Source organism: Caulobacter sp. AVps16 (assembly GCF_058681455.1).
Map to the genome: position 1 here is coordinate 1,471,796 of NZ_CM178739.1, position 12,343 is coordinate 1,484,138.

Annotated in this window: 12 protein-coding genes; 7 read left to right on the forward strand and 5 right to left on the reverse strand. The window is 66.1% G+C overall.

Annotation, left to right across the window (positions count from 1 at the left end):
- Positions 1-249: 249 nt before the first annotated feature.
- Positions 250-2,001: a class I adenylate-forming enzyme family protein gene (locus ACW17U_RS07215; RefSeq protein WP_492055374.1), complete on the forward strand. Its 1,752-nt coding sequence runs from the start codon at positions 250-252 to the stop codon at positions 1,999-2,001.
- A gap of 20 nt (positions 2,002-2,021) precedes the next feature.
- Positions 2,022-2,387: an iron chaperone gene (locus tag ACW17U_RS07220; protein WP_492055375.1), complete on the forward strand. Its 366-nt coding sequence runs from the start codon at positions 2,022-2,024 to the stop codon at positions 2,385-2,387.
- A 22-nt stretch (positions 2,388-2,409) separates the two neighbouring features.
- Here the strand turns inward: ACW17U_RS07220 and ACW17U_RS07225 are convergent, their stop codons facing one another.
- A complete protein-coding gene (locus ACW17U_RS07225) occupies positions 2,410-3,894 on the reverse strand; it encodes an amidase (protein ID WP_492055376.1) in 1,485 nt (494 codons plus the stop codon).
- A 99-nt stretch (positions 3,895-3,993) separates the two neighbouring features.
- On the opposite strand from ACW17U_RS07225, the gene ACW17U_RS07230 reads away from it, so the two are divergent.
- Positions 3,994-4,725: a TlyA family RNA methyltransferase gene (locus tag ACW17U_RS07230; protein ID WP_492055377.1), complete on the forward strand. Its 732-nt coding sequence runs from the start codon at positions 3,994-3,996 to the stop codon at positions 4,723-4,725.
- 63 nt (positions 4,726-4,788) lie between these two features.
- Here ACW17U_RS07230 and ACW17U_RS07235 read toward each other — a convergent pair whose 3' ends face one another.
- Positions 4,789-5,235: a hypothetical protein gene (locus tag ACW17U_RS07235; RefSeq protein ID WP_492055706.1), complete on the reverse strand. Its 447-nt coding sequence runs from the start codon at positions 5,233-5,235 to the stop codon at positions 4,789-4,791.
- On the reverse strand, positions 5,136-5,435 hold the full coding sequence (locus ACW17U_RS07240; RefSeq protein WP_492055378.1) for a hypothetical protein: 300 nt from the start codon (positions 5,433-5,435) through the stop codon (positions 5,136-5,138). Before ACW17U_RS07240 ends, ACW17U_RS07235 begins: the two co-directional genes overlap by 100 nt.
- Before the next feature lie 255 nt (positions 5,436-5,690).
- Between ACW17U_RS07240 and ACW17U_RS07245 the strand changes: the two genes are divergently transcribed.
- The 3 genes from ACW17U_RS07245 to ACW17U_RS07255 are packed head-to-tail and all read left to right on the forward strand — an operon-like array spanning position 5,691 to position 9,073.
- Positions 5,691-6,923: a class I SAM-dependent RNA methyltransferase gene (locus ACW17U_RS07245; RefSeq protein ID WP_492055379.1), complete on the forward strand. Its 1,233-nt coding sequence runs from the start codon at positions 5,691-5,693 to the stop codon at positions 6,921-6,923.
- Positions 6,924-6,930: 7 nt separating this feature from the next.
- Complete coding sequence (locus ACW17U_RS07250) at positions 6,931-7,995, forward strand: class I SAM-dependent methyltransferase (protein WP_492055380.1); 1,065 nt, start codon at positions 6,931-6,933, stop codon at positions 7,993-7,995.
- A 58-nt stretch (positions 7,996-8,053) separates the two neighbouring features.
- Positions 8,054-9,073, forward strand: a complete 1,020-nt coding sequence (locus tag ACW17U_RS07255) for an acyltransferase family protein (protein WP_492055381.1) — start codon at positions 8,054-8,056, stop codon at positions 9,071-9,073.
- 23 nt (positions 9,074-9,096) lie between these two features.
- On the opposite strand, the gene ACW17U_RS07260 is transcribed toward ACW17U_RS07255, so the two are convergent.
- The gene (locus ACW17U_RS07260; protein WP_492055382.1) at positions 9,097-10,182 is read right to left on the reverse strand and encodes a PA0069 family radical SAM protein; all 1,086 of its coding nucleotides are present in this window, start codon (positions 10,180-10,182) and stop codon (positions 9,097-9,099) included.
- A gap of 79 nt (positions 10,183-10,261) precedes the next feature.
- On the opposite strand from ACW17U_RS07260, the gene ACW17U_RS07265 reads away from it, so the two are divergent.
- A complete protein-coding gene (locus ACW17U_RS07265) occupies positions 10,262-10,750 on the forward strand; it encodes a glycosyltransferase (protein ID WP_492055383.1) in 489 nt (162 codons plus the stop codon).
- A 1-nt stretch (position 10,751) separates the two neighbouring features.
- On the opposite strand, the gene ACW17U_RS07270 is transcribed toward ACW17U_RS07265, so the two are convergent.
- Positions 10,752-12,311 carry a lytic transglycosylase domain-containing protein gene (locus tag ACW17U_RS07270; protein ID WP_492055384.1) on the reverse strand — a complete coding sequence of 520 codons (1,560 nt, stop codon included), beginning with the start codon at positions 12,309-12,311 and terminating at the stop codon, positions 10,752-10,754.
- Positions 12,312-12,343: the final 32 nt, after the last annotated feature.

Sequence of the window (12,343 nt, forward strand, 5' to 3'; positions counted from 1 at the left end):
AATGGGGGTGGCGTCGAGTGGGGCCACCCCGTCCCATCGGCCTGGCAGGCTGCTCGTCTGAGGTGCCGCCACAGGCCTGCGAGCGGAGTGCCCGATGCCGTCGGCATGAGGGCATTCACAAGGGCAGGCCCCATAACTTATCATTGTTCCCTTAGGGTCAAACGGACGTTTGCATCAAGCTCTCGGCTGTGCTTTCTCGCTAGCGAACGCGCTCATTGAATAAGGCGCGACCATACCGGGAGAGTAACGATGACCCAGGCCACCCCCGCTTCCATCCCGTGGCCCGCAATGTCGGTTCAGCAGGCCTATGCCATGATCACCCAGCCAGGGACGGCGGGCGAGATGGAGGAGGTCGAGATCCGCGGCATCAAGACCCGGACCTGGAAGAATGCGCCGCCGACCCTGCGGGATACCCTGGTCCTGGGCCGGGCCCATGGCGAAAAGATCTTCATGGTCCATGAGGACGAGCGGGTCAGCTTTGAGGCCTTTTATCGTGCCGTGACCGTGTTCGCAGCCGAGCTGGCCGCCAAGGGCGTTCAGAAGGGCGATCGCATCGCCATCGTCATGCGCAACCTGCCCGAATGGCCAGTAGCCTTCTATGCCGGCCTGTCCCTGGGGGCGATCGTCACGCCGCTGAACGCCTGGTGGACCGGCGGAGAGCTGGAATACGGTCTGCTGGACTCCGGGGCCAAGACCCTGGTGGTCGATGTCGAGCGCTATGAGCGCCTGGCCGAGCACCTGCACAACTGTCCCGACCTGCAGCGGGTCTATGTCAGCCGCTCGCGGGAAGAGATCGCCCACCCCTATGTCACCCGTCTGGAGACGGTGATCGGCGGTCCCAGCGACTGGGCCGCCCTGGAGGAAAAGCCGCTGTCGACCACGCCTCTGGCGGCCGATGACGATGCGACGATCTTCTATACCTCGGGCACCACGGGCAAGCCCAAGGGCGCGATCGGCACGCACCGCAACGTCAACAGCAATATCTTCGCCGCCGCGGCCGCAGGGGCCCGCAGTTTCCTGCGCCGGGGCGAGGCTCCGCCCGAGCTGGATCCCAATGGTCCCCAGCGCGGCTCGCTGATCTCGGTACCCTTCTTCCACGCCACCGGCTGTTTCGCAGTGCTGAATCCCTCGCTGTTTGGCGGGGCCAAGCTGGCCATGATCCGCAAGTGGGATCCGGACAAGGCGATGCAGCTGATCGAGGACGAGCGTCTGACCCAGATCGGCGGGGTCCCGACCATCGCCTGGCAGATCATCGAGCACCCCAATCGCGAGAAGTACGACCTGTCGTCGATCGAGGCCGTGGCCTATGGCGGCGCGCCCTCGGCTCCGGAACTGGTGCGCAAGATCAAGGAAGTCTGGCCCAAGGCCTCGCCGGGCAATGGCTGGGGCATGACCGAGACCTCGGCCACGGCCACCAGCAACTCGGCCGAGGACTATGAAAACCGTCCCGACAGCTGCGGCCCGGCCGTGCCGGTCACCGACCTTAAGATCATGTCTGTCGAGGAGCCGCATCGGGAACTGCCGATCGGTGAGGTCGGCGAACTGTGGTGCCGTGGCCCGCAGGTGGTGCGCGGCTACTGGAACAAGCCGGAAGCCACCGCTCAGACCTTCATCGACGGATGGGTGAAGACCGGCGACCTGGCGCGTCTCGACGCCGAAGGCTTCTGCTTCATCATCGACCGCGCCAAGGACATGCTGATCCGCGGCGGTGAAAACATTTACTGCATCGAGGTCGAGAACTGCCTCTATGACCACCCGGCGGTGATGGATGCAGCCCTGGTCGGCATCGAGCACAAGACCCTGGGCGAAGAGCCTGCAGCAGTCGTGACCCTGAAACCCGGTGCTGTAGCCAGCGAGGCCGAATTGCGGGCCTTTGTCGCCGACCGTCTGGCGGCCTTCAAGGTGCCGGTGAAGGTGGTGTTCTGGCACGAAACCTTGCCGCGCAACGCCAACGGCAAGATCATGAAGAACGAACTCAAGAAGGTGTTTGTCGAGGGCTAGAGCCCTCTCCGGAGGCGGCGATGGTCCAGTCGAAGGCAGCGAGCGTGGATGACTTCCTGGAGGAGGTGGAACCCGATCGCCGCCCGGCACTGGACCGGTTGCGGGCGCTTTGCATCGACGCCTTCGGGGCCGAGCATGAACGCATGGCGTTCGGCATGCCGGCCTATGGCGACCCCAAGTCGCCGTGGATCGCCTTCAACAGCCAGAAGCAGTATGTGGCCCTGTATGCGGGGCAGGGGGCAATCGAGCGCTTTGGCGATCGCCTGGTCGGGGCCAGTTGCGGCAAGGGCTGTATCCGCTGGCGCAAGCCGGAGGCGATGGACTTCGCGCTCATCGCCGAGATTGTTCGTGATGTGAAAGCGCACAAGGCGAGCGGGTGCGCGTGACGCCCCCACTCGCCCTCGTGACCTAAAGCGAGGTCGGCGGCTTGCGGTGAGCCCAGGGCTGCGCCGCCTCCAGCTGATAGGCCAGCTGGAACAGCAGCTTTTCGGCTCCCATGCGCGCGGCGAAGTGCACGCCGACCGGTAGACCTTGCGCCGTCCAGTGCAGGGGCACGCTCATCGCCGCAGCACCGGCGACATTGTGCACCGGCGTATAGCCCACATAGTGCATCAGGCGGGCCTGCAGGGTTTCGAACGTGACCGCACCGCTGACGAAGCCGAGCTCGGCAGGCGGGCTGCCCAGGACAGGCGACAGGATGATGTCGTACTGGGTCAGCCAGGTGTCATAGGCCCTGGCCGTGGCCTGCAGCCGGCCGACGGCGGCTTCGATGTCGCCTGGCTTCAGGCCCGCGACCAGGTCGGCCATGCCCAGGGTGAAGGGCTCGAGCACAGAGCTATCTGCCTTGCGTTTCATGGCTTTGCTGACACCGGCGGCAAGTTCGGCGGCACCGGTGGACCACAGGGCGGTGAAGTCCCGCCCGAACTGGGCGCCGTCCATCGGCCAGCGCGTGGGTTCGACATGGTGGCCGAGGCTGGCCATCAGCTTGGCGGCACCTTCGACGGCGGCAATGACCTCGGCATCGGGCTTCTGGCCGGTCCCGGTCTCGATCATCAGGCCGACCTTAAGGCGCTTCTTCAGTGGATCGGTGACCACCCCGACCGGTGCGAAGGGCGAACCCGCCGCCGTGCGCTCGCTGGCCGCGAACAGGGCTGCCGAGTCGCGCACGCTGTGGCTGACGCAATGGGCTACGGACAGGTCGATGCCGCGGTCGCCCGGCCGGCCCTGGATCATCCGACCGCGCGACGGCTTCAGGCCAAACAGACCACAATTGGAGGCCGGGATCCGGATTGAGCCGCCGCCATCGCTGGCATGGGCGAAGGGCACGATGCCGGATGCGGTGGCTGCCGCTGCACCACCGGATGAGCCGCCAGAGGAATGGTTCAGGTTCCAGGGATTGCGGGTGGGCAGAAAGCCCAGTGGCTCGGTCGTCGGCAGGAAGCCGTACTCCGGCGTCGTCGACTTGCCGATCACCACCAGGCCTGCCCGGTCATAGGCGTCGACAAAGGCGGTCTGAGCTTTTTCTGGCCGTGCGCCCATCGAACTGCGCGAGCCATAGCGCGTTGGCAGGCCGGTATAGGCGTCCAGGTCCTTGATCAGGAATGGAACGCCGGCGAACGGGCCGGAGAGCTGCCCCCCCTTGGCCTTGTCCATCGCCCGGTCGAAGTCGGAAGTGACAATGGCCCCGACCTTGGGCTGCAGCGCCTCGGCCTTGCGAATGGCTGCCTCGACCACCTCGGCGACGCTGACCTCCTTGCGGCGGATACGGCCGGCGATCTCCGTGGCGTCCGGAGTCCAGGCCGGCTGGCCGGCGGCGCGGGGCTTGGCTTGGACGGACGGAGCGGCGGCGATGGCGGCCGAGGCGGCCAAAAGGCCACGGCGACTGAAGTGCATGGAAGTCCTCCCGGGTGACCGGCGTCTTGGCGCGCCGGTGATCGGCGTTCAGTTGATCCTGAAGCGACCGCGACCGCAAGTCTGTGATAGAGCCGGCGGATGACCCGTCGACGTGTAGATGTTCTGATGATGGAGCGCGGCCTGTTTGACAGCCGCGCCAAGGCCCGTGAGGCCATTGAGGCCGGGCTCGTGCAGGCCGACGGCGTGCTGGTGCGCAAGCCCTCGGAAATGGTCGAGGAGCATGTATCGATCCGTGCCTCGGCAGCCCACCCCTGGGTCGGACGCGGGGCCCTGAAACTGGTCCATGCGCTGGATCTCTGGCCCATTGTCGTCGAGGGCAAGGTCGCCATCGATGTCGGGGCCTCCACCGGTGGCTTCACCGAGGTCCTGCTGTCGCGGGGGGCAGCCAAGGTCTATGCTGTGGATGTCGGCCGCGACCAACTTCACCACAGTCTGGTCGAGCACGAACGGGTCGTGGACCTCTCGGGGACGGATGCGCGACTCCTGGACAGCAGCTGGATCGCGGAGGATCCGGAACTCATCGTCAGTGACGTCAGCTTCATCTCGATGACCAAGGCCCTGCCGGCCGCGCTGGATCTGGCCGTTCCAGGCACGGATCTGGTCGCCCTGATCAAGCCCCAGTTCGAGGCGGGGAGAGAACATGTCGGCAAGGGTGGGCTGGTCAAGGATCCGGAGACGATCGATCGCGTCCATCGCGAGATCATCAGCTTCCTCGAGGTGTCCGGCTGGTCCGTCATGGGGCAGGCCGAGAGCCCGATCACCGGCGGTGACGGTCAGGTCGAAGGCCTGATCTGGGCGCGTCGCCAATAGCCAAACGGCCGCCCGCTAAAAGCGGACGGCCGTCTCTTGGCAGATTAACCGAGGGCTTGGTCTCTAGTCGACGACCTGGAACCGTCCGCTGGCGTCCGGGCAGACCCGAACGAAACGCTTCTGAACGCGGCCATCGGGCAGATAGATCGGGCTTTCGGCCAGGGTGCAGCCGTTGATGTCGGCCGAACGCTGATCAACCCGATAGGTGTCGGAGCTGCGGCGATAGGCGTCGCGCTCCGCGTCCCGACGGGCGTCTTCATAACGCGGATCCTGGTACGAGCCTGTGTCATAGGAGCGGGCGTCGTAGGGCCGGGCGTCATAGCTGTTGTCATAGCGGCTGTTGACGGTCGGCGGCGGCAGGCTCGTGCCGGAGCGGCAGGCCGCCGAGGTCTTGCCGATATTGGAGCCGATCACTGCGCCGAGCAGGCCGCCCAGGACGGCCCCTTCGGTCTTGGCACCACGGCCGGCGATGCTCCCGCCAATGGCGGCACCAAGGCCTGCACCGGCCAGTCCGCGCCGCCGGTACCGCGCTGGGTCGTGCTGCGGCGGCAGGGGTCATAGTAGTAGCCGTTGCTGTCATAGCTGCTGTCACGATAGCCGGGCTGGCCATAGGACTGGGCGCTGGCAAGGGTCGGGGCCAGCGCGCCGGCGGTGACGGCGGCGAGGGCGGCGCAAAGAGCGATCTTCATGGTCGGCGTCCTGTTGGTCATGACCGGTATCTCAAACTGACAAATGGCAATTTTGGGGTGGCTCGGAACGATGCTCCGATGACCTTATGGCCAAACATGCCGGGATGAACATGAACGGACCTTGAGCGGGTCATTCATCTTCGTTCATGCCAAGCGACCCTTTTGCGGGTATGGACACCCTTGACGGGACCTCCGGGTTCCAGCGCCCCGGGCCGCCTTGGCCAAGGGCCTGATTGGTGGGGCTGTGCAGGCCCCGACCGCGAGATTGGATTTGGAATGCGTGAAGTGATCATCGACGCCGTCGGTGCCCAGGGCGACGGTATCGTCCGACAGGGCCCGGTGTTCGTCCCCCTGACCCTCCCGGGCGAACGCGTCACCGTCAAGATCGACGGATCGCGGGGCGAGTTGATCGACATTCTCGAACCGAGTCCCGACCGTATCGCGCCATCCTGCAGGCATTTCGGCGACTGCGGGGGCTGCACCAGCCAGCACTGGGCCCAGCAGCCCTATCTGGCATGGAAGTCTGAGCTGGTCCGCGTCCAGCTTTCACACGAGGGCCTAGAGACCGAGATCCTGCCGACCTTCGCCGCGCCTGCCGGATCGCGCCGCCGGGTGGCCCTGCATGCCCGGGGCGGCAAGGGCGGTGTGCGGCTGGGCTTCAAGGAGCGCCGGTCCTGGAATTTGGTGAAGATCGAGGACTGTCCGGTCGCTGATCCCCGCCTCGTTGCCGCCTTTCCGGCCCTGGCGCGACTGGCACAGCCCTTCCTGGAACACCCGAAATCGGCACCGACCCTGCATGTCACCCTGACGGCCACAGGGCTCGATATCGACATCACCGGCGTTGAGGCCAAGAGCGGGGGCCTGTCGGCCGATGCCCGCATGGTGGCGGCCATGGCGGCCAGTGACGGCGATTTTGCTCGCGTCACCCTGGCCGGCGAAGTCGTCTACATGGCCCGTCAGCCTCTGGTGAAGCTCGGTCCGGCCGTCGTCGCCCTGTCGCCGGGCAGTTTCCTGCAGGCGTCGCCCCAGGCTGAGAAGGCCATGGTCGCCTTTGCGGTCGAGGCCGCTCAGGGCGCTACGAAGATCGCGGATCTGTACTGCGGGGCAGGGACCTTCACGTTCCGGCTGGCCGAGATTGCCGCTGTCTATGCCGCCGATTCCGCTGCTCCCGCCGTCGCTGCCCTGAAGGCCGCGATCGGCGGTGCACCGGGCCTGAAGCCGATCATCGCCGAGGCGCGTGATCTCGTCCGTCGACCGGTTCTGACCATGGAACTGGCCAAGACCGACGTGGTGGTGATCGATCCGCCGCGCGCGGGGGCCCTGGAGCAGACCGTCGAGATCGCCAACTCCAAGGTCTCCCGGGTGATCAGCGTCTCGTGCAATCCCGCGACCTTCGCCCGCGACGCCCGGCTCCTGGTCGATGCCGGGTTCAGGCTGGAAAAGGTGCTGCCAGTGGACCAGTTCGTCTGGTCACCCCATATTGAACTGGTCGGGATCTTCTCGCGATGAGGCAGCCATGGACGACCGAGCCATTGCACGACGTCAGCGGCGGGCCTTCGCGCTAGAGGCCGTTGGGCAAAGTGCCAGGGCCGCAGCCAAGGCCCTGTGGTGGACAGCCGCCGGTGGCCTGGCCCGCGCCCTGACCCAGCCGACGCGCGGCGAGGCTGCGCGCAACTTCCAGCCCGAGGGGCCGCCGGTATCCGGTGCCCGCCTGCGACAGGTCTATCTGGAAGCCTTTGAAAAGGACGCCCGGGATGTCGCCGCCGGCCTCTACCCGGCCCTGGAAGGGGCTTCGACCGGACCGGTAAAGTCGCTTATGCGGACCCTGGACTTTCTGGTCGATGCGCGGGCGGTCGATCAGCGTCGCCGGCGGGGCGATGGGGTCGAGGTCCGGTCAGAAACGACGGCGGGGGCCTATCCGAATTACTATCGGCAGAACTTCCACTTCCAGTCGGGCGGCTGGTTTACCGCCGAAAGTGCCGAGCGCTATGACGCCCAGGTCGAGGCGCTGTTTGCCGGCACGGCCGCCGCCATGCGCCGCAGAGGACTGTCGCTCCTGGCCAAGCACTGGCGCGGCAGGGATCATCGCGACCTTCGGATCGTCGATGCAGCCTGTGGAGCCGGATCCTTCCTGCAGGATCTGAAGGCAACCTTCCCGCGCGCGTCCCTGGCCGGACTCGACCTGTCGCCGGCCTATCTGGACCGGGCCCGGGCACGCTCGGGCATCGGCATGGTCCAGGCCAATGCCGAGTCCATGCCCTTCGCCGACGGGTCTCTGGATGCCGTGAGCTGTGTCTACCTGTTTCACGAACTGCCACCGCGGGTACGGCCTGTCGTGGCCGCCGCCATCGCCCGGGTGCTCAAGCCCGGCGGTGTTCTGGTCTTTGTCGATTCGGTGCAGCCGAAGGATGAGCCCGATCTGTCACGCCTGCTGGAGGCCTTTCCGGTCTATTTTCACGAGCCCTACTATTCGACCTACGCCCAGACCGACCTTGCCGCCCTGTTCAGCGGTGTCGGCCTGCGTGTGATTGCGGAGGACCGGGCATTCCTGACCAAGGCCCTGCTGTTGCAGAAGGCCTGAGGCTGGACGGGCGGTTCCCGGCGCGGCACTAAGCGTCCCGTTACCGGGGGTGAGCATATTGGGGCCAGCAATCGAAGTCGGGCGGCGCTACGAGGCCCTGGACGGCCTGCGCGGCCTCGCGGCGGTGGGGGTGCTTCTCTACCATCTGGGGGGCTGGACCTATCGCCCCTGGCTGATGGCCCATGGCTATCTGGCGGTAGACTTCTTCTTCTGCCTCAGTGGTTTCGTCCTGGCCCATGCCTATGGGACGCGAGACATCAGCTGGCCCAGTTTCATGCGGGCGCGCCTGATCCGGGTCTGGCCCTTGATCGCCCTGTCCATGGTCGCAGGTGCCCTGGTGATGATCGGACACCGGGATGGCATCCTAGGCTGCCTGGTGATGGGCCTGCTGGTTCTGCCCCGGATCTGGGTCGGGGACGAGGACAGTTTCTCGCCGCTGTTTCCCCTGAACCCGCCGGCCTGGTCGCTGTTTCTTGAACTGCTGGCCAGCGCCCTGTGGTTCCCGGCGCGCCGCCTTTCCACGCTGTGGCTGGTGCTGGTCATCGTCGTTTCCGGCGCTGTCCTGATCGGCATTGCCTATGGCATGGGCGGGGTTCAGACCGGCTGGGACCGAGCGACCTACTGGATCGGCGTCATCCGGACCATCTTCCCCTTCGCCCTGGGCTGGGCCTGCTATCGGATTCAGCCCTATTTGCGGATCGGAGCACCGGTCTGGCTGCTGGCCCTGGTGTTGCTGGCGGTCCTGGCCATGCCACCGTTGGACTATACGGCGACCTATGACCTGGTCTGCGTCGCCATCGTCTTTCCCCTGATCGTGCTGCTGGGCCATCGCGATCCCCAGGGGCGAGGGGGGGCGCTCTGTCGGGTCAGCGGCGAGATCTCCTATCCGCTCTATGCCCTGCACTGGGTGCTCTGGGAGTTGCTGCTGCGCGCCTTCCGCGCCCTGGGTGGCAAGGGCTATCCGGAGGGCTTCGTCGCCCTGGCCGTGGTCCTGATCCTTGCCGGGGCTTGGGTGGCGCTGCGCACCTACGACATGCCGGTACGCCGCTGGCTGAAGCTGCGGGCCCGGGTCGGCTGAGCTCAGGCTGAAGGGGCCAGGGTTCAGAACAGGGTCAGCTGATCGCCGGCCCTGGCGGGAACCCTGAAAGACCCGACATCCATCCGCTGGGACGGCGCATCGAGTCCAGATTTCCGTCTGGCGATCAGGAAGCGCTGGTTCATCACTTCCGCCACCGGGCCTTGCCCGGTCATGCGCTGGCCCCATTCAGAATTATTGACCGCACCCCCGCGCATCTGGCGGACCAGGGACATGACCCGTTTCGCACGATCCGGGTGATCGGTACGAAGCCACTGCTGGAAGAGATCGCCGATCTCGAGCGGCAAACGCAGGGCAACATAACCCGCGGAGGTGGCACCGGCCTCGGCGGCCCGCTGCAGCACGGCCTCCATTTCATGATCGTTCAGCGAGGGAATGGACGGGGCGAACATGACGGTGACCGGGACGCCCGCAGCCGCCAGTTGCCGGATCGCATCGATACGGCGCTCAGGCGTGGCCGCGCGCGGTTCCATGCTGCGGGCCAGTTTGCGGTCAAGGGTGGTGACCGAGACGGCTGCACGGACGAGGCCTGCCTTGCCCAGAGGGCCAAGAACATCCAGGTCGCGCGTGATCAGGGCCGACTTGGTAATGATCGTAAAAGGGTGGCTGAAACGCGCCAGGGTCTCGATCACCGCCCGGGTGACCCGCAGGGACTTTTCCTTCGGCTGGTAGGGATCGGTGTCGCCGCCGATATGGATGACCTCAGGTCTATAGCCAGGCTTAGAAAGCTCCCGTTCCAGCAGCCGTCCTGCCTCGGGCTTGAAGAACAGGCGGGACTCGAAATCCAGTCCGGGCGAAAGCCCCAGATAGGCATGGGCGGGGCGGGCATAGCAGTAGATGCAGCCATGTTCGCAGCCGCGATAGGGATTGATCGACGCGTTGAAGCCGATGTCTGGGCTGTCATTTCGCGCGATGATGGTCCTGGACTTCATCGGCTGGATGATTGTGGTCAGGGGCCGCGCGGCTTCGTCCGCTTCGGTCCAGCCGTCGTCGAAGGATTCCGAACGATAGGTCTCGAAGCGCCCCGTCGCATTCGAGCGGGCACCACGGCCACGCAGGGCGACACGATTCAGATGGGCGGGCGTGGCCATGGCCAAAGTCTATCGTCATTTTGGGAACATAACAAGAACGAGACTTGACCTCATCACTCCGGACCCTGAAGCAGGCTACATGATCACCGTCGTCATTCCGACCCGCGACAGCGCCCGTCTCATTGGTCCATGCCTGACGAGTCTTGTGGCTGCTGCTGTGGATGGGCTGGTGCGTGAGGTTGTCCTGGCCGATGGCGGTTCGACCGATGGCACGCTCGAAATTGCCGAGGACTGTGGGGCCCGGGTCGTGTCAGCTGCGGATGATCTCGGCCTGGGGCTTGCAGAGGCCTGTGACCGTCCGCGTGGCGAATGGCTGATGCTTCTGGAGCCTGACGCCCTGCTGCCCGAGGGATGGCGTCAGGTGGTGGAGAAACAGGTCAATGCCGGTTGGGACCGGGCGGTCAGCCTTACTCGGCCGGGCGTCAGCTGGTTTCGTAGACCGTTGACGCCACCGCAGGGCTTGCTGCTGTCGGCGCGGCTCTATCAGGCCAGGGGCGGCTTTCGTTCCGGAGACCGGGACTTCGCCCGTCTGATCAAGGCGGTTGGCGCGCGTCGCCTGACCTGGTGACCTAAAGATCCAGACGGATATCGATCTCGCGGGCCCCCAGGGCGACGGCATCCAGGGTGCGTGTCTCGGCACCCATCAGGCGTCGATAAGCCCAGTAGGACGCGACGACCTTTTCGACATAGTTGCGGGTCTCGACGGCCGGCAGGCTTTCGATCAGCAGCAGGCTGTCGCAATCCGCGCCAAGCTGGGCCTGGGTCTTCAGCAGGGTGCCGGGGCCGCCATTATAGGCCGCCACGGCGCGCAGCATGTCGTTGCTCTGCAGTCCGCGATCCATAAGCCAGGTGAAATAGTCCTGGCCGACCCGCAGATTGAAAGCCGGGTCAAAGAGCGGGGTATTGTCTTCGAGCAGCTTGTCGTCGCCCGCAGCTCGTGCGGCAGCGATGGGCATGAGTTGCATCAGTCCGACAGCGCCGGCCCCGGACACCGCTGTGGGGTCAAAGCGGCTTTCCTGACGCACTAGGGCATAGACCATCGCCTTGTGGATCGTGAACCCGCCCTTGGGTTCCAGCGGGGGCAGGGGATAGTCGTCCGAGCCCAGGCGGGCGACAGGGCGACCGGCATTGAGCGGCGCACGGGCGTTGAGGGCCAGGGTCAGGCTCATCCAGTCACCCCGGGCCTTCTCGGTCTCCGCCAGGGAGAGACCCGCTCTCAGTTCCTGGCCGGCCTCGGTCCAGCGGCCGATCTGGGCCAGGCCCGCAGCGCGTCGGGCACGATCGTCGGCAGCCAGCAGCCGGTTCAAGGACGCAACATCGGGCCCGTCATAGCTGAAGCGGCTAATCAGGGCGGCGATCGGGTCATCGGGGTCGTTCGGCAGAGCTACGCCGGCCAGGGTCAGCTGGCGGGCCGCGATCATGCCGTAAAAGGTATTGGGCGAGCGGGCCGCTTCAATCAGGGCGTCGCGGGCATCGCTCGTGCGGCCGGCGGCCGTGGCAGCGCGCGCCGCCCAGAACGCGCCGGCGGAGCGGAGCCAGTCATCCTGGCTTTCATCACGGGCCACCTGGTCGAAATAGTCCTGGGCCCTGTCATTCTGGCCAAGCCGGTAGGAGGCCAGGCCCGCAATCCAGCGTTCGCCACTGATCTGGGCCAGGGCCAGGGCCTTGGTGATGTCGCCCGAATAATAGGCCTCCCTTGCCCCCCTGGCCTTGTCGGCGGGCGGCGGGCCCTTGTCTGAGGCCACAAACAGGGCCGGCGGGCGGGGCGCGGCTGCCTTGGCCGGCTTGCGCTTGACGGCCAGGGTATAGACCTTGTCGGCTCCGGCTTCGTCGCCATAGGCCTTCAGCCAGGCCGTCAGGTCGTCATACTCTGCAGTATGAGCCGTCGGGTGCATGAGCTTGGCATAGGCCAGGCGGCCTTCAAGGCTCTTGTTGCGAGTATTGGCGAAGGCTGCTTCGGCGGCGTCGAAATCGCCGCGTTCCGTGGCCGAAAAAGCCGCGCGGTAATAGCGGACGTCATCCTTGGACAGGGGCTCAAGGCTGGAGGCCCGCACGCTGACGGCAGCGCACAGGCAAAACAGGAGGGCCGAGACAACGGCCAGAGGTCGAGCGATGCGCTGCAATGCCATTCGCGCGTCCCCGAAGGTGGCGCGTCCCCGTT